This window comes from Acinetobacter sp. AOR34_HL (genome assembly GCF_027854795.1).
GTDB lineage: Bacteria > Pseudomonadota > Gammaproteobacteria > Pseudomonadales > Moraxellaceae > Acinetobacter > Acinetobacter junii.
This window is the reverse complement of record NZ_JAKTID010000045.1, coordinates 66,495-84,408: the sequence shown is the minus strand read 5'-3', so window position 1 is coordinate 84,408 and position 17,914 is coordinate 66,495. Positions and strand designations below refer to the sequence as shown.

At 37.5% G+C, this 17,914-nt stretch carries 13 protein-coding genes; 11 read left to right on the top strand and 2 right to left on the bottom strand.

Going from position 1 to position 17,914, the window contains the following annotated elements:
* Positions 1–370: 370 nt before the first annotated feature.
* From MKL32_RS08020 to MKL32_RS07995, 6 genes are all read left to right on the top strand, one after another.
* Positions 371–1,099 carry a HesA/MoeB/ThiF family protein gene (locus MKL32_RS08020; RefSeq protein WP_270900381.1) on the top strand — a complete coding sequence of 243 codons (729 nt, stop codon included), beginning with the start codon at positions 371–373 and terminating at the stop codon, positions 1,097–1,099.
* A gap of 57 nt (positions 1,100–1,156) precedes the next feature.
* Positions 1,157–2,455: an ABC1 kinase family protein gene (locus tag MKL32_RS08015; RefSeq protein ID WP_042892714.1), complete on the top strand. Its 1,299-nt coding sequence runs from the start codon at positions 1,157–1,159 to the stop codon at positions 2,453–2,455.
* A 26-nt stretch (positions 2,456–2,481) separates the two neighbouring features.
* Positions 2,482–2,862, top strand: coding sequence for a dihydroneopterin aldolase (gene folB, locus MKL32_RS08010; RefSeq protein ID WP_004911755.1), 381 nt, complete (start codon positions 2,482–2,484; stop codon positions 2,860–2,862).
* The gene (locus MKL32_RS08005) at positions 2,819–3,253 is read left to right on the top strand and encodes a 2-amino-4-hydroxy-6-hydroxymethyldihydropteridine diphosphokinase (RefSeq protein ID WP_004911752.1); all 435 of its coding nucleotides are present in this window, start codon (positions 2,819–2,821) and stop codon (positions 3,251–3,253) included. The genes folB and MKL32_RS08005 overlap by 44 nt, the downstream gene beginning before the upstream one ends.
* Before the next feature lie 33 nt (positions 3,254–3,286).
* Complete coding sequence (locus MKL32_RS08000; protein ID WP_130576251.1) at positions 3,287–3,838, top strand: DUF2799 domain-containing protein; 552 nt, start codon at positions 3,287–3,289, stop codon at positions 3,836–3,838.
* 138 nt (positions 3,839–3,976) lie between these two features.
* Entirely contained in the window at positions 3,977–4,435 is a 459-nt protein-coding gene (locus MKL32_RS07995) for a hypothetical protein (RefSeq protein WP_270900379.1), read from the top strand.
* 63 nt (positions 4,436–4,498) lie between these two features.
* Here MKL32_RS07995 and coq7 read toward each other — a convergent pair whose 3' ends face one another.
* Together coq7 and MKL32_RS07985 are read right to left on the bottom strand one after the other, a co-directional pair.
* Positions 4,499–5,134, bottom strand: a complete 636-nt coding sequence (gene coq7, locus MKL32_RS07990) for a 2-polyprenyl-3-methyl-6-methoxy-1,4-benzoquinone monooxygenase (RefSeq protein ID WP_270900378.1) — start codon at positions 5,132–5,134, stop codon at positions 4,499–4,501.
* A gap of 3 nt (positions 5,135–5,137) precedes the next feature.
* On the bottom strand, positions 5,138–6,460 hold the full coding sequence (locus MKL32_RS07985) for an MFS transporter (protein WP_004953941.1): 1,323 nt from the start codon (positions 6,458–6,460) through the stop codon (positions 5,138–5,140).
* A 162-nt stretch (positions 6,461–6,622) separates the two neighbouring features.
* Here MKL32_RS07985 and MKL32_RS07980 point away from each other — a divergent pair, with 162 nt between their 5' ends.
* The 5 genes from MKL32_RS07980 (at position 6,623) to MKL32_RS07960 (ending at position 17,843) form a co-directional block, all read left to right on the top strand.
* Complete coding sequence (locus MKL32_RS07980; RefSeq protein ID WP_004911742.1) at positions 6,623–9,337, top strand: autotransporter assembly complex protein TamA; 2,715 nt, start codon at positions 6,623–6,625, stop codon at positions 9,335–9,337.
* Between the two features lie 46 nt (positions 9,338–9,383).
* Positions 9,384–13,889 carry a translocation/assembly module TamB domain-containing protein gene (locus tag MKL32_RS07975; protein WP_270900377.1) on the top strand — a complete coding sequence of 1,502 codons (4,506 nt, stop codon included), beginning with the start codon at positions 9,384–9,386 and terminating at the stop codon, positions 13,887–13,889.
* 131 nt (positions 13,890–14,020) lie between these two features.
* The gene (locus MKL32_RS07970; RefSeq protein ID WP_129262963.1) at positions 14,021–14,482 is read left to right on the top strand and encodes a DUF4124 domain-containing protein; all 462 of its coding nucleotides are present in this window, start codon (positions 14,021–14,023) and stop codon (positions 14,480–14,482) included.
* A gap of 102 nt (positions 14,483–14,584) precedes the next feature.
* Complete coding sequence (locus MKL32_RS07965) at positions 14,585–14,944, top strand: hypothetical protein (RefSeq protein ID WP_004911726.1); 360 nt, start codon at positions 14,585–14,587, stop codon at positions 14,942–14,944.
* A gap of 259 nt (positions 14,945–15,203) precedes the next feature.
* Positions 15,204–17,843, top strand: a complete 2,640-nt coding sequence (locus tag MKL32_RS07960) for a bifunctional aconitate hydratase 2/2-methylisocitrate dehydratase (protein WP_270900376.1) — start codon at positions 15,204–15,206, stop codon at positions 17,841–17,843.
* The last annotated feature ends 71 nt before the right edge of the window (positions 17,844–17,914 follow it).

The following is a 17,914-nucleotide window of genomic DNA, read 5'->3' as shown; positions in this document are numbered from 1 at the left end:
GGCGTCATTCGCATCTCGATGGGATGAGCCCAGAAGCATTTGAGACAGCTTCAAAATGAGGCGGTCTCATGTCTAGGATACTGGGAGCAGTCCAGTTAAAATTTCAAAATAAAACATAGAGTTATTTCTAAAAAATAAAATAACTAAAGTTTTAATCTTAATTCATAAGTAATTGATTTTATTATGCTGTTAAAGAGTGCCTACAATATTGGTTTAAAACCTAGATATAGTCAAAGTTAAAATGTATGTATGGAAAAAATTATCTTCCATTAGCACATTCATATACTTAAAATCTAAAGTCTTTAGAGCTAGCAAGAGAATCAGTGTGTCAATTCATCCAGAAAACGAATTTGAATTAACTAATGATGAAATGCATCTTTATAGTCGTCAAATCTTACTTGATGGTTGGGATATTGAAGCTCAAGAAAAATTAAAATTAGCAAATGTCCTGATTATTGGAGCTGGTGGAATAGGGTGTACTAGTGCGGAGCTACTCGCACGAGCAGGCGTTGGAAAAATCACGATTGTAGATGCTGATACAATTGAAATGAGTAATTTACAACGTCAAATTGCGTTTACTCCAAATCATATCGGTCGCTACAAAGCCGAAATATTAGCAAAACACTTACAAGTGATTAATCCGCACATACATGTTAGCTATAAAAACATACGATTTGATGAAACGAATGCTGATGATTTAATACAGCATCAAGATGTAGTGTTGGATGGGTGTGATAACTTTACGACACGTTATTTAGCCAATGCGATCTGTAAGAAATATCAAGTCCCTCTAATTAGCGCTTCTGCAATCGGATTTGAAGGACAAATGTTCATGGTGGAGTCAGATTCTGCTTGTTATGAATGTCTATTTCCTAAAGAAGATCACGCAAATGAGGGTATGCGTTGTGCAGAGTCAGGCGTGTTAGGAACAACTCCTGTAATGATAGCGTCATTACAAGCACATCACACATTGCTATTTCTAGGCTTGGGATTAACACCACTGAAGCAAAAGCTATTACTCTGGAATGGTTTAAATTTATCGCAACGTATTCTTAAATTTGAAAAAGATGCAAATTGTCCAGTTTGTCGGGCAACTTAAACAGTAAAGTTTCTGAAATTTGCTAAACTAATGCCATCTATGAGGCAATGAAAGATTATGAAAAGAAATATCTTATTTGATGGATTGCGTTCTGTTGCACGGATAGGTGAAACAGTGATTGTTGCTGCACAGGCAGGTGTGAAATATGCAACTGAGAAGCCAAGCAATGCAAAACTAATGCGTGAGACATTTGAGTCGCTAGGTTCTACATATATTAAATTGGGTCAGTTTATTGCAAGTACACCATCACTATTTCCTCGTGAATATGTCGAGGAATTCCAAGGGTGCTTAGACCAAACACCAACTTTACCGTTTAGCTATATCCAAGAAGTACTTGCACAAGAGTTTGAAGGTAAAAACTTGAATGAAATTTTTAGTTTCATTGATGAAAAACCATTAGCTTCAGCTTCTATTGCTCAGGTGCATGCTGCAAAACTTGTGACAGGTGAAGATGTTGTACTAAAAGTACAAAAACCAGGTGTTGAAACCATTCTTTATACTGACTTAAACGTCGTACATTGGGCGACTAAGCTATTAGAGCGTGCAGTTCCAAAAATTAAATTTGCGTCATTATCTGAAATAGTAGATGAAATCAAAACACGCATGGTACGTGAAGTGGATTTTATTGAAGAAGCACAAAACTTGGATGACTTTGTACAGTATCTCAATGTTTCGGGCAATCAAGCTGCAACAGCGCCAAAAGTTTATCATCAGTTTTCAACGCGCCGTGTTTTAACGATGCAACGTTTATATGGCGTATCTTTGACTGATTTTGATGTGGTAAAAAAATACGCTAAAGATCCAACTCAAGTATTAATTACAGCGATGAATACGTGGTTTGGTAGTTTAATGCTATGTAAGAGTTTCCATGCTGATTTACATGCTGGAAATTTAATGTTGCTTGAAGATGGTCGTGTTGGTTTCATCGATTTTGGGATTGTAGGTCAACTAAAGCCTGAAGTATGGACGGCTTGCATGGCATTTATGGATGCTTTACAGCATACCAATTACGCTGCGATGGCTGAAAATATGCTTAAGATGGGGATGACGCATCATAAGATCGATACTCAAGTCTTAGCTGATGATTTAGAACGTCTATTTAGTGGTGTGCTACTAGCAGACCCTCAAGAAATTTTAAGTTCTAACCCTGCTGATTTGAATGACATCATGATGGATATGATTGGGGTTGGTGAGCGTCATGGCATCAAATTCCCGCGTGACTTCGCTTTGTTATTCAAACAAATGTTATATTTTGATCGTTTTATGCGAGTTTTAGCGCCTTATACTGATATTTATGCTGACCAACGTTTGAAAATGGTTCACAATATTGAACCTGCTTCATTTCTAAAGCATTAATTAAATTATCAGTTTATTGGGTCATTATGGATGCCATTATTATAGAAGGATTAAAAGTTGATACGGTAATAGGGTGTTTCAATTGGGAGCGCCAAATCATTCAACCTTTAATGTTAGATCTAACCATTCATAATGATCTTAATCAGGCTGCACAATCTGATGAGCTAGACGATACATTAAACTATGCACAAATATGTGAACTAGCTGCTCAAGTGATTCAACAAGCAAAACCTAAGTTAATAGAGCATGCAGCACAGTTAGTTCTTGAAAAATTATTTTTAGTATTTCCCTCGATTGAGTCAATTATTATAACAATTCGTAAACCCGCAATTATTGCACAAGCCAATGCAGTAGGAATTCGCCTTGAACGCAACAGAAACGATTTTTGCGCTCGCACTGGCGAGTAATGTTCAACAGCAGCAGAATTTCACTTTTGCATATGCTCAGCTTGCGCAATTAGGAAAAGTGGAATTTTCAGCGATTTATCAAATTCCTTGTAGAGATGCCGTAGGTGCAGACTATTGGAATTCAGCATGCTTATTAAAAAGTGAGCTGACTGTGGATGAAGTCTTGGATATTCTAAAGAATCTTGAAACTCAATCAGGTCGTGTTCGTCCATCTCATTATATTAGCTTGGACATAGACGTTATTGCTTGGGGGAAAGATTTAGAGCATATGCAATTCAATCCTAAAAAATTACCATTAGCAAATGATGTTAAAATTCCATTGCTTGAATTGTGGCAGCATGAAGCATTAAATTATGATGACAAGCTACAATATCCAGTCATCAAAATATAATTTTAAAGATTACGATAATAAAAGGACTCATTTATGAAAGTCATTTTCCTGCTTACAACATTGTCATTTTTGCTTTCTGGCTGCGCAGCAATGAGTGTTGAGCAATGTAAAACTGCAAATTGGTTTAATGTTGGTGAGAAAGACGGTTCGGCAGGTCGTGAATCTAGACTTGATCAATATTATTCTTCGTGCCAAAAAGCAAACATTACTCCTAATCAGAACTTATATGAAAAGGGTTATCAGAAAGGATTAAATTTTTATTGCCGTCCAGAGACAATCTTTGATGAAGCTTTGGAAGGACGTGGTGATTATCGTGTTTGTCCGATTGAAAAACGTGATTCATTACGTACATATTATCAAGTCGCACATGAATACTACCAAGCTAATTCTGAGTTTGAACGTTCACAGACAGATATGAGTTATTATTTAAAAGAATTAGAGCGTAAAGATTTATCAGTAAAAGATCGGGATGATTACAAAAAGCGTTTATATGATTTGCGTTTAAATAGCAGTAGAGTTCAGTATCGTTATCAAGATGCAGTAAGAAATCTCGAGCGATTCAAAGCTGAGCGCGGATTACAGTAATTCATTCAAGAAAACTTGGTATATAAATAGAACCCATTGAATAAATGGGTTTTATTTTTTGATTCAAGAATTGTGATACATACATGTTGAGTTTATCAGTGTTTGAATAACTCTTATAAGCTTTTAAACGGTAATAATATGAGAAATATACTTCTTGTTTTGTCAATTCTTCCGAGTATCTTGATCACCAATCAAGCTTTTGCAATTGATGAAAAATATAGACACCAATTAGAACAATCAGGTTGTACTCAGCTGAGTGAATTGCAAGGTTGTGATATAAGAAAATCTAAGCAAGAGAATATAAAAGCAGGATTTGTAGAAAATAATACACAGGATGCACTGGAAGGTAAAAGAAGTATTGAACCACAGTGGATCGCTGAAAGAACGGATGGGAAGATACTTGCTCGTATCAAAATTGATGATAAAGAGCGAGTATGGGTGAATGATTATCGAGTCATTGCAATTAAGAAAAAAGGTCAATTAACTTTTAGGCAGGGAAAAATTAATTACACGATTTTCACGGATCAGGAAAAAGGATCTGAAAGTTTCTGGTATGATCGTTACTCAAAAGATAAAGGAAAAATTGTTTTGCAATAATTAGTACTATTTTAATGAAGTGTAGGGAGTTACATCATCGCAACTCCCAGTATTACACAAATTTTAAAGGTAATAACTTGTTTTAGTCATCAATTTTGAGATGGCTGTCATCGTGATTTTAACAGGCACAGGAAGTTCTACGCCGCCAGCATTTAATGCTGTTTCGCGATGATGCAATTCATCTTCATTCATTTGTTCTAAAATTTTACGTGAACGTTCATCATGAGCTGGAAGCTGCTGTATATGCTCTTGTAAGTGCTGGCTGACTTGACGTTCTGTTTCAGCAACAAACCCTAAGCTATATTTATCACCTGCAATGCCTGCAATTGCACCCATACCATAAGATAAACCATACCAAATCGGATTTAAAATGCTGGTATGACTGTCTAATTCTTTTAAACGATCTTCACACCATGCTAAGTGGTCTTGTTCTTCTAGTGCTGCTAGTTGCATTTCTTGTTTAACATGTGGAAGCTTTGCTGTCAGTGCTTGTCCATGATAAAGCGCTTGAGCGCAGACTTCTCCGCTATGATTAACACGCATTAATCCCGCAACATGACGAGCATCGCTAACACATAACTGTGAAGGGGTTTCTTCTGCAGGATTGTTGCGTTGTGATGTCGTAGCACCAGGAACTAAGCTGCGTAATGCTTGGTCAAATGAATTGATCATCTTATCGAGACCTGTGTAATGACGCATATATTAATCCTCTAGAGTATGGGGAGCATTCGCTAACAGAGGTTGTAAGCGCTTCAATAACCAAATTGAGAAAAAAGCACTTAAAACGGCTGTGATGATAAATAAGATTTTAATATCAATTTTTAAAATGCTTAAGATTAAAATTGAAAAAATTGCTGAACTGACCATGAAAACAGCATTTAGAATATTGTTTGCAGCAACGACACGAGCACGATGTGAACGTGGTGAATACGCCTGCATCATGGCATATAGAGGAACGATATAAAATCCACCACTAATTCCAAGTAGCGTTACAGCGATCATGACGTGGTAGTAAACCAAACCTTGAGTAAACATATCTTTTAAATTAAGAAGTTCACCAGTGCGTTCAGGTACAAATGCAAGACTTGCAGCTAAGTAAAGTGCAAATACAGTCAAACCAATTGCGCCATAAGGAACCATCTTGATATTGATGTCACTGCCACCGATCTTACGGCACAGTAATGAGCCGACACCGATTCCAACCGAAAAGAAAGTGAGTAATAAGCTTACGACATTTTCAGATGCATGAAGATTTTGTTGAGTGAGTTGGGGGATTTGAGTGAGGTACGTCGCACCATAAAACCAATACCAAGAGTTTCCAAGTAGAATCATGAATACAACAGGAATTTTTTTTACATAACTCAATGTCTGAAAACTGGTTCTAATAAAATTCCAATCAATTTTTAAATCAGGAGATGCAATCTTTTGCGGAAGAATAAAGCGACTGCTTAAATAGCCTAAGCAGGCAATCGTAACAACTGTGACACTAATCCACAATAAATTACCTTCTGAAGATGCAATAACAGCACCACCTAAGATCATGCCAAGTAAAATTGCGATAGAGGTTCCAGATTGAAACAGTGCGTTTCCTGACATTAACTCATTTGGTTTTAATATTTCAGGCAAAATCGCATATTTGATGGGACCGAAACAGGTCGAATGTGTGCCCATTAAAAATAAAGCAAAAAGCAAAAGCCATAAGTTTCCGAGTAAGAAACCTGCTGTACCAATCAACATGATCACGATTTCAAGGATTTTAATAAAACGAATTAGTTGTGAACGTTCGTATTTATCCGCGATTTGTCCTGCTGTAGCAGAGAAGAAGAAATAGGGTAAGATGAATAGCAAGGCAGCTAAATTATTTAAAGTGCTAATCGGTGCGCTTTGTTGTTGGATCCACCCATAAGTTATGACCAAAAGAAGTGCTTGTTTATATACATTATCATTCAGTGCCCCAAAAAATTGAGTGAAAAACATCGGGACAAACCGACGTGATGTCATTAAGTGGTCATCTTGTTTCATCATGTGTTCACTTCATTGTGTTTTATAAAAAAATGTGACTTACTGTAAAAATACTAGAAAATGCATGTATGATACTTTCAATGTTTGATTGGATGAAAATCAAAGATTTGAAGAAATTTTCACCCATCAAAAAAAGATAAATTAAAAATAAGTTTAGAGTTTCACATGCCATCTAAAGATAAGTTTAAACAGTCAACACTGGTTCATTCTATGCATTTAATATTTAAAATGCAGGGATTTCCTAAACTTATTTGTAGTAGTTTTATAATTAGTTCTTTTATATCAGTTGCTTGTGCTCAAGAGCAAATTGCTGATATGTCTAAAATTAATTCAATAGAGACACCATCATCTTCTGATCAAACATTACAAACTCTAGCATCGGCTGATGTGAATGTGTCGGCAAAAGTAGAGCCATCGACTGTAACTGTTTCAGAATTAGATAGTCTCGCTGCATTAAAACAACAAGAACAAACAATCAATCAAATTGAAGAATTAAAACCTATACAGTTCGATGAAAATCTAGAGGATTTGCCAGTAGTCTCAGTTGATCAGAACATGGCAAACGAAATCTATCGTGTTGCAGAAGAAGCTAAAAATGAAGCTAAAAACTATCGAGCAAATGCCACACAAACCACAGTCAATGATGTTTCTCAAGCAGAACTGACAGAAATAACAAAAGCACCTGTAAACATCAATCAATTAATGCAGGAAATTCAGGCTGATAGTAAGATTGTTGTAGAAGCAAATGAAACTGGGAGAACATTAGCTGACTTCCAAGCTAAATCTGAACCAGCACCTGAAAAAGTTGGATTTTTTAAGAAAATTATTAATCGATTCAAACCAGAAAATATTTTAAATACGGACAAAGTTCCTCGTATTAGTGCAGATGTATCCGGTGCGCCACCTGAATTGGCAGCAAATATCAAAGCGAAACTTTCGAGTTTTACGCAAGAATCATTTGATGATTTTGCAGCAGCTTTACCTCAATTACGTGCATTATCAAATCAAGCAGCTCAAGCTGTAGGATATTACAATGCAGAGTTTAAGTTTGAAAAAGTCAGTGAAAGTAAAGTTAAAGTCAATGTTACACCAAATGAACCTGTAATTATCAACAAGCAAAATATAGACTTTACTGGAGCAGGTGAAAATTTACCTCAGTTTCAAGTTATTCGCTTAGTTCCGATCCAAGATGAAAAAGATATTTTTAATCATGGAAAATATGAAGAGACAAAAAGCAAAATTGTTAATACTGCTACAGATAATGGCTTCTTCGATGCATACTGGCGACTCCATGATGTGAAGATTAGTCAACCAAAAAAAATTGCAGATATTAATTTAAAATATGAAACAGGCGAGCGATATAAACTGAAGAAAGTTGAATATCGCATGAGTGATCCAAGTAAGCCTTTACCACTCACTCAAAAAGTTTTAGACAGTTTGGCACCTTGGAAAGAGGGTGATGATTATGCTTTTTGGCGTGTGAATCTATTAGCAAATAACTTAACGAATACACGATATTTTAACTATACCTTGGTTGACACAATTAAGCCTGATCCAATTCAACCACCTTTAGAGCTTCCTCCTGATTTGCAAGCTTTAGTCGATCAGCAACGTATTCAAGAATCTCAGTTATTAAATAGTCAACAAAAAGCAGATTTAGCTAGGCAGAAAGTCACATCCTCTCAAGAGGTTACACAAGATGTAGTTGATGAATCCCAGTTCTCTGGGGGGCAAGCTGCTCAGCCATATGCTTTGGCTAGAGCTATGCCACTTGCTCATGACCATGATGATGAAGAGGAAGAACGTCAAAAATTAGAACAACAAACTCGTATTGAGAAAAAAATTCCTGTAGTCGTGACTTTAAATGCAGATCGATTGAATAGCTTAGAGACAGGTATTGGTTACGGAACTGATACGGGTGCCCGTATTCGTAGTCAATACAGACGTGCAATCGTAAATAAATATGGCCATGCATTTGATGCCAATATTGAACTTTCACAAATTCGTCAATCAATCGATGGTCGTTATAGTATTCCATATAAACATCCACTCAACGATTACATTAACTTAGTTGGTGGTTATGAGCGTGAAGAACGTGATGATATTGGTCCTGATATAAATCTATTGGTTGAATCAGCAGTTATAGGTGGAGAGCGAATCATTAAGAATCCTCTTGGTGATTGGCAACATACGATGGGTTTTCGTTATCGTCTAGATCGATTAACAAAAAAAGGTGATGTCAATGTTGACGAATTACCTGATGCATTTAAAGTTTCAGGTATTGATTCAGAACAAGAGTCATTGTTATTCGGTTATGAGGCATCGAAAACGAATGCAAACTCTCGGTTAAATCCGACAAAAGGATTTAAGCAAACTTATAAAGTCGAATTGGGATCAGAATCCTTATTATCTGATGCTAACATGGCTATTTTAACTGCTGGATGGCGATTTATTTATTCATTAGGTGAAAATGAAGACCATCAGTTTGTAGGTCGTGGCGATGCTAGTTATATTTTTACCGATGATTTCAATAAAGTTCCTTATAATTTAAGATTCTTTACAGGTGGTGATCAATCATTACGTGGTTTTGACTATAAAAGCTTATCACCTGAAGAAGATGGCTATAAAATTGGTGGTCAAGCCCTAGCTGTTGGCTCATTTGAATATAATTATCAATTTAAAGATGGTTGGCGAGCAGCCATATTTTCCGATTTTGGTAATGCTTATGATAAACAATTTAGCAACCCTACAGAATATAGTATAGGTGTTGGTATACGTTGGCGCTCACCAATTGGTCCAATTCGACTGGATGTCGCTTCTGGTATATCCAACGACAATAATCCAATTCGTTTACACTTTTTTATTGGTCCACAACTTTAATAATCTTAAACAAAACCTATTCAAAGGTTAAAAAATCAGGTTGATTATGTCGGAAGTAGAACAGCAATTAACGCCTTCAAATGGACCGAAAAAACAGCGTCATACGATAAGAACTATTGTTTTAGTCCTGTTAATGACGCTTGTAGTACTTATCAGTTCATTACTTGTCATGATGTCTACGGATAAAGGCAGCCGTTTTCTACTTGATCGTGTTTTGCAAAGTCAAAAGATGATTCGTTATGAATATGAAAGTGGTAATTTACTTTCAGGAATCATTTTAAAAAATGTTCTTGTCCAACTGAAAGCTGTAGATGTTTCGCTTGATCGTGCTGATGTATCTTTGGGTTGGCGTGCAGTATTCAAAAAAGAAATACATTTAAGCCATGCTGATGTTCAAAATTTCAAAGTTATTAATAAAAAACCACCATCAGGAAAACCATTTGCATTTGATGCAATCAAGCTTCCTTTTGTATTAAGAGTTGATGAGGCGAATTTAGATCATTTGGTCATTAAGACAACAACATCTGAAGTGAAGTTTAATGATATTTATTTGAAAGATGCCCTATGGTCAGGTACCAAATTAGAGTTTGAAGACTCACATATGGACATGGGATATTTGGCTGTAAAGAATGCGACAGGTCAGATGGATTTTAGTGGTAAATATCCGATTGATGCAAAAGCTGATCTTATTATTCCATCTCTTAAAAGTTTAGATATCAATGTCATAAAGGTAGTTGCTTCAGGTACATTAGATACGCTAAAAGCAGGTGTAGCAACGCAAACACCAGATTTGCTCACAGGCTGGACTGTTTTACATCCAGTACGTGATGGTGTGCCAATGCAGGGCGAGCTTTTATTCAAAAACTATCATTTGCCTTTATTAAAAGAACAAAAATTATTTGCTAAAGATGGTGTTGCACGTTTTAACGGTAACATCAAAAAACTTATTTTAAGTTTAGATACCGATCTTAAAGGTGAGCAAATTCCTGAAGGAAAATATAATGCTTTGATGGAAACGGACCTTAGAAACCAGTTAAATATTCAGGATTTTAACGGTCAGGTGATGAATGGTAGCGTTTCACTAAAAGGGATTGTAAGTTGGAAAGATCATGTTGCATGGGACATTAAAGGTCGACTTGATCGACTTAATCCTAAAAATAAAATCATCCCTCAGGTAGCTCAAGACTTTTTGCCACCAACGTTGGACGCAAATCTGAGTTCAATTGGTTCTATGGAAAAAGGGTTGGCATTGAATGCACAGCTGGCTTTTGATCAATACGAGACTTGGAATGTAAAACTTAATCAAGCAAAAGCGATATCCAATAAACCTCAACCGATGCTACTTGATATTGCTTGGCAAGGAATTGATCGAGCAGTGCCATATATCGGATGGTTAAGTAGTGATAATGGTCAAACCAACATTACACTTAAAGAAGGTCAGCAAGATATCTTTGTTTCGACTACTGTAAAGCCACATGAAAAAACAGTATTGCCAACGGGTAAATATGATGCTCGCTTAGATGTTAAAGGTAGTTTGTTAGATATCGAAAATTTTCGTTATCAGGCAGAAAATGGAAGCTTATCGGGTCTAGCAAAAATTAAACTTCCAACTGAAAAACAGCAACTCTCATGGAGTGCAACGCTTAAAGCAGATAATTTCAATCCGCAAACTGTAGCTACAGCGGCACCAGTAAATTTATTAAATGGACAAATTGTTGCTAAAGGTTTTGCTAAACCAAATCAGCAGATTATTCAATTTGATAATATTGATTTAAATGGTCAGTTAGCCCAATCAAATACATCTGAAAAAATTGCACTTAAAGGGAAAAGTACAGTAGCTTTAATTTTCCATGATCAAAAAAATGGTGGTGGATTTAAGAGTTATGCGGTTCAGTATGATGGTTCATTAAATGCTTTAAATCAGGCAAATGGATTATTAAAAATTGATGTTGCTGGCACACCAGATTACGTCAAAATTAATGAGTTAAAGCATGATGGTGTGGCTGGTAAATTATTTGCAACAGGTTCAGTCAATTTAAAAGATAAATTAGGTTGGAATATCGAAACTTCATTAGTTCGTTTCAAGCCCCAATATTTTGTTTCTAGTGTCAAAGGTGAAATTTCAGGACATGTCAAATCACAGGGAGTGTGGTCTGATGATCTAAAACGAGTTGATATACGTCAACTCAATGCCGCAGGTTTTATTAACAATAAACCTGTTCGAGGACGAGGTAATTTAACACTTTTGCTTGATTCAAATCAAAAAGGGTTCTTACCACAACAGTTTGAAGCAAATGATTTATTTTTTGCATATGCACAAAACCAATTACAAGCAACAGGTAATGCACAAAGCTTAAAAGTTAAATTAAACGCACCAGCTTTGTATGAAATCTATCCGGGATTGCAAGGTCGAGCGTATGGTAATTTAAATATACAATCTCAACCGAAACTGAAAGCAACAGCAAACATCGCTGTAGATAATTTTGCATTTAACAACCTAGTTAGTATTAAGTCATTACGTGTGCAAGGCGAACTACCAACTTCAGAGACGACACCAACGATTTTGACTGCGAAGGTAAATCAAGTACGCAATGGAAATCGTGAAATTGAAAATGCAGTTGTGAATCTCGCTGGTACTCGCAAAGCGCATTTGTTAAAAGTCGAAAGTAAAAATAAGCAGTCTAATTTTTATGTTCAACTCGCAGGTGGCTTTAATCAAAACAACGATTGGTTAGGTCAGTTGCAAAAAGGTAATTTCACTTCGCGTAGAATTAGTCTAGTACAGAATCAAAGTGCGCCGATTATATATACCTCATCTGCTACTGAATTGTTTGTAGGACAGCATTGTTGGTCAAGCTCTCATAGCCAGTTATGTCTTGATCAGGCTGCACGTATAAGTAAAACCAAAGGAAATGTTTCTTTTCTCACTAAAAATCTTGATTTAAATGATTTTGCTGCATTTATGCCAGAAGGTTTAGCTGTTACAGGACAGTTAAATGGTTATGCACGTGCATCATGGGCAAATGGTACGCGACCAAAATTAGATGCGACATTAGTAACCCGTAAAGGTGAAATTGGTCTTGCTGCTGCTGATCCCCAAGATCCTGCAACAACGGTTACTTATGATGAACTTAGTTTGATCGCAAAAAGCGTTGGTGAAGGATTGTTATTCAGAGTGGATATGAAAACACCTGATATTGGAACAGGTTATGCCAATGTGATTATTAATCCATTCCAAACAAATATGCCAATGCGCGGTGAAATTGCTTTTGATGAAGTTCAGCTCAAAGTATTTAAGCCATTTATTAAAGATGTACGTTCTATGGCTGGCACCTTATCACTTGCTGGGAAAGTGGACGGAACTTTAACACAACCACAATTTACAGGTGAAATGCGATTGAAAAATGGTGCTATTAGTATGATTTCATTACCTGTGAATTTAAATAATATTCAGCTTTATTCTTCGATTCGACAAGATTCAGCAAGCATAGATGGTGCATTTAATAGTGGACAAGGTGTAGGTCGTTTAAAAGGTAGCTTTGACTGGAAAAATGATCCTCATTTAGCATTAACACTTAAAGGCGATAATCTATTAGTTCGCCAAGCACCAATGATTACAGCGATTGTTAAACCCGATTTAAGCTTGGATGTTTATCCATTTGCTCAACGTTTAAGTTTGAAAGGTACGATTGATGTTCCTCGTGCTCGTATTTCCATGCCAGAAAGTTCAGCAACGGTGGTGAATGTTTCACCTGATGTACGTGTGGTGCATCAAGGACAAGATCTACTCGCTACTTTAAAAGCAGCGAAACCATGGGATATACGAGCTGATATGACGGTAAATCTAGGTAATCAAGTTATTTTCCAAGGCTTTGAAAGTAATATCCCATTGGTCGGACGTCTACATCTGTCACAACGTGGTTTAGAAACAGCCATGCGAGCAAATGGTGCAATAGGTGTAAGCCAGAAAGTGAAGATCGAAGCTTATGGTCAGAGTCTCGACTTGAATCGTGCAATTGCTCGTTTTAATGGACCTCTAGCAAACCCAACCTTAGATATTGATGCAAATAAACCTGTACAAGGAAGCATGGTCGGCGTGCGTGTTACGGGTACTGCGACCGTCCCTAATGTTCAAGTGTACAATGATGCAGGTCTGTCTGAGCAAGAAGCACTCAATGCATTATTAACAGGACGTATTAATGAAGGTGGTAGCGGTTTAAGTAACACTGAAGGATTCAAATCTGATGTTAATAATACAATCGCTGCCGCTGGAATCAGCATGGGCTTAGGTGGAACTAGAGCTTTAACCAATCAAATTGGGCGAACTTTTGGCTTAAGTGGATTGGCATTAGATGCTCAGGGAACTGGCGATGATACCCAAGTGAGTTTAACGGGTTATATTACGCCAGACTTATTTATTCGCTATGGTATTGGTGTATTTACACCTGTCAATAAATTGACTTTGCGATATCAAATGAATCGTCGACTTTATTTGGAAGCAAGTCAGTCCCTAGAACGAGCTATCGACTTATTCTACAACTGGCGCTTCTAGATAAACATTATAAAACCTGCCTTGTTTAGATAAGGCAGGTTTTTTTATAGTACTTTTACAATATAAATGTGATATTATTATATATAAGTAATTGAAAAATATAGATAAATGACATTTTTTGGAGAAAGGGGATGAAATGTGTCACTTTTAGTCAGCTTTTGGCAATCGTTAGTATTGGTTTGATGAGTAGTTCATTTCAACTTAATGCGAAAGAATACTACAAATGGGTAGATGCGAAGGGTGTAACTACATATTCAGCGACACCGCCACCCACCAAGAAACAAGAGCCTCAACTTGATACATCCAAACAAAATATGATGGTTGGAAACACAGCCAATCATGCTGTACCAACCCAAGTTCAGGCTCAATTGGTTAAAGAAACAAAAACAGCAGCAGTTGCAACAACACCTCAAACTAAAAATGTAGCACTTGCAGCAAAAACAGATGTTTTAATTCCGATCAAGAATTGTAATGGGGTTCGTTGTTGGGACACTAAAGGTAAAGCTTACAATCTAGTACAAGGCAATACATATCTCTCTTCGACTGGTGGCAAATGTCTCAAAACAGCAAACAACATGTCGTGTACAAAATGATATGTAATTTTTTAGCGATAGCTGATGTTTTTAAATGCATCTTTTTTGCAAAATGCTTGAGTTTGAGTATGATGTCTACATCTAATTAGCTGCAGTATGAAGATGAAAAAGGTTGTATTGATTGCACTCGGTTTGATTTTGATGGGTTGTGGTAAGAAAGAGCCTTTAACACCAGAACAACAGTGGCATGGCTATTGCGTAAGTATTGGCAATGCAGCTCGTTCTATTGCACTAGATCGTCAGAATGGAATTGAAGAAAAGCAAGCAAAAGAACATGCGAGCAAGATTGAAGATGAGATGACGAGTAAATTTATTTTCGAAATTATTGAAACGGTTTATAGACTTCCAGTAGATCAGTTAAAGTCTGATCCTGATGCGATCCGTGAGGATTTAAAGAAGAAATTTACGGATCAATGTTTGGTAACACCACATGATAAGTTACCGAACTATAAATCATTTTAATTTGACCATTGAAAAGACAACAAGAGTTGTCTTTTTTTATGTACCTAATTCGTTGTTTTATTAGGCTTTGATCTAAGACCAAAGCGGTATTCAAAAGTGACAAACATTTCGCTATAAAATAATGGGCATCACGTAGAAATACGGTAGTTCCATTAACTTTTAAGTCGAAGTCTAGTAAAATTTTGCTGTCCATATTACTTGTAGAGCTTGAAAAAAGCTGGAACTTACAAGTAATTTTTTAAAAAAGAGGAATAACACTGTGCTAGAAGCTTACCGCCAACACGTTGAAGAACGTGCCGCACTCGGAGTCCCACCGAAGCCGCTTGATGATGCTCAAACTGCTGAACTTGTAACTTTATTAAAAAATCCACCAGCAGGCGAAGAAGCATATTTAATAGATTTGCTTGAAAATCGTGTTCCAGCGGGTGTTGACCAAGCTGCATACGTTAAAGCTGCTTTCTTATCTGCGGTTGCGAAAGGTGAAGCGACTTCTCCACTTGTAACTAAAGAACGCGCAGTTTACTTACTAGGCACGATGCTTGGTGGTTACAACGTAGCTCCTCTTGTTGATCTTTTAGATAATGCTGAGCTTGCTGAATTAGCAGCTGAAGCATTGAAAAAAACACTTCTTGTATTTGATGCATTCCATGATGTAGCAGACAAAGCTAAAGCAGGTAACGTTGCTGCTAAAGCTGTATTGCAATCTTGGGCTGAAGCAGAATGGTTCACAAGCCGTCCTGACGTTCCAGAAGAAATCAAAATCACTGTGTTCAAAGTAACTGGTGAGACGAATACTGATGACTTGTCTCCAGCTCAAGATGCTTGGAGCCGTCCAGATATTCCGTTACACGCTAACGCAATGTTGAAAAACGAACGTGATGGTATCAACCCTGAAAAACCAGGTGAAGTTGGTCCATTAAGCCAAATCAAAGAATTGATCGCGAAAGGCAACCAAGTTGCTTACGTGGGTGACGTTGTTGGTACAGGTTCTTCTCGTAAATCTGCAACGAACTCTGTACTTTGGTTCTTCGGTAACGAACTTCCACACATTCCAAACAAAAAAGATGGTGGTGTGTGCTTAGGTTCTAAGATCGCTCCAATTTTCTTCAATACAATGGAAGATGCAGGTGCATTACCTGTTGAAATCGACGTTGCGAACATGAACATGGGCGACGAAGTTGTATTGAAAATTGATCATGCTGCTGCAAAAGTTACTGCATTCAAAGACGGTGTACAAATTGCAGAAGCTGAGCTTAAAACGCCTGTACTATTAGACGAAGTACGCGCTGGTGGTCGTATTAACCTGATTATTGGTCGTGGTTTAACAGCTAAAGCGCGTGAAGAATTAGGTCTTGAGCCTTCTACTTTATTCCGTACGCCAGTACAACCTGCTGATACTGGTAAAGGTTTTACACAAGCTCAGAAGATGGTAGGTCGCGCATGTGGTCTTCCTGAAGGTCAAGGTATCCGTCCTGGAACTTACTGTGAACCTAAGATGACCACTGTTGGTTCTCAAGATACAACTGGTCCTATGACGCGTGACGAGTTAAAAGACTTGGCGTGCTTGGGCTTCTCAGCTGACTTAGTGATGCAGTCTTTCTGTCACACTGCTGCGTATCCAAAACCAGTTGACGTAACAACTCACCATACATTACCAGACTTCATCATGAACCGTGGCGGTGTATCTTTACGTCCAGGTGATGGTATTATCCACTCTTGGTTAAACCGTATGTTACTTCCAGATACAGTTGGTACTGGTGGTGATTCACATACTCGTTTCCCAATCGGTATTTCATTCCCAGCGGGTTCTGGTCTGGTTGCGTTCGCAGCTGCAACTGGTGTTATGCCACTTGACATGCCTGAGTCTGTACTTGTTAAGTTCAAAGGTAAAATGCAGCCTGGTATTACTTTACGTGACCTTGTACATGCGATTCCTTACTATGCGATCAAAGCTGGTGACTTAACTGTAGAGAAGAAAGGTAAGAAAAACATCTTCTCTGGTCGTATCCTTGAGATCGACTTAACAGAAATGGAAAATGACTTGACTGTTGAGCAAGCATTCGAACTTTCTGATGCATCTGCTGAACGTTCTGCTGCGGGCTGTTCAATCACTCTTTCTGAAGAGAAAGTTGCTGAATACCTACGTTCTAACATCACCATGTTGAAGTGGATGATCGCAGAAGGTTATGGCGATGCTCGTACAATAGCGCGCCGTGCTGAAAACATGCAGAAGTGGTTAGATAACCCAAGCCTGTTAAAAGCTGATGCTGATGCAGAATACTTAAAAGTTTACGAAATCGATCTTGCTGACATCAAAGAACCAATTCTTTGCTGCCCGAACGATCCAGATGACGCTAAACTTCTTTCTGAAGTTCAAGGCGACAAAATTGATGAAGTATTCATCGGTTCTTGTATGACAAACATCGGTCACTTCCGTGCTGCAGGTAAATTGCTTGAGCAAGTACCAGGTGGTTCTTTATCAACTCGTCTTTGGATTGCGCCACCAACGCGTATGGATGAGCATCAGTTGATGGAAGAAGGCTTCTATAACATCTATGGTAAATCAGGCGCACGTACTGAAATGCCAGGTTGTTCACTCTGTATGGGTAACCAAGCACGCGTAGCACCGAACACAACATGTGTATCAACTTCTACTCGTAACTTCCCGAACCGTTTAGGTCAAGGTGCAAACGTTTACTTGGCTTCTGCTGAGCTTGCGTCTGTAGCTGCGGTACTTGGTAAATTACCAAGCCCTGAAGAATATCAACAGTACGCGTCGCAAATCGACAGCGCTTCTGCTGACATCTACAAATACTTAAACTTCGACAAGATGAGCGAATATACAAAAGAAGCTGATCAAGTTGATACTAAGAAAATCCAAGCTGCTCAATTGACCTAATCGATTGTATTTGCTAAAAATAAGGGCTGATTAATCAGCCCTTATTTTTATGTTATACTTAGTGTAGTAAT

Excerpts from the sequence above, each read along its gene's own strand:
- MKL32_RS08020 (WP_270900381.1), top strand. The coding sequence starts at position 371 with ATGCATCTTTATAGTCGTCAAATCTTACTTGATGGTTGGGATATTGAA.
- MKL32_RS08015 (WP_042892714.1), top strand. The coding sequence starts at position 1,157 with ATGAAAAGAAATATCTTATTTGATGGATTGCGTTCTGTTGCACGGATA.
- folB (WP_004911755.1), top strand. The coding sequence starts at position 2,482 with ATGGATGCCATTATTATAGAAGGATTAAAAGTTGATACGGTAATAGGG.
- MKL32_RS08000 (WP_130576251.1), top strand. The coding sequence starts at position 3,287 with ATGAAAGTCATTTTCCTGCTTACAACATTGTCATTTTTGCTTTCTGGC.
- MKL32_RS07995 (WP_270900379.1), top strand. The coding sequence starts at position 3,977 with ATGAGAAATATACTTCTTGTTTTGTCAATTCTTCCGAGTATCTTGATC.
- coq7 (WP_270900378.1), bottom strand. The coding sequence starts at position 5,134 with ATGCGTCATTACACAGGTCTCGATAAGATGATCAATTCATTTGACCAA.
- MKL32_RS07985 (WP_004953941.1), bottom strand. The coding sequence starts at position 6,460 with ATGATGAAACAAGATGACCACTTAATGACATCACGTCGGTTTGTCCCG.
- MKL32_RS07980 (WP_004911742.1), top strand. The coding sequence starts at position 6,623 with ATGCCATCTAAAGATAAGTTTAAACAGTCAACACTGGTTCATTCTATG.
- MKL32_RS07975 (WP_270900377.1), top strand. The coding sequence starts at position 9,384 with ATGTCGGAAGTAGAACAGCAATTAACGCCTTCAAATGGACCGAAAAAA.
- MKL32_RS07970 (WP_129262963.1), top strand. The coding sequence starts at position 14,021 with ATGAAATGTGTCACTTTTAGTCAGCTTTTGGCAATCGTTAGTATTGGT.
- MKL32_RS07965 (WP_004911726.1), top strand. The coding sequence starts at position 14,585 with ATGAAAAAGGTTGTATTGATTGCACTCGGTTTGATTTTGATGGGTTGT.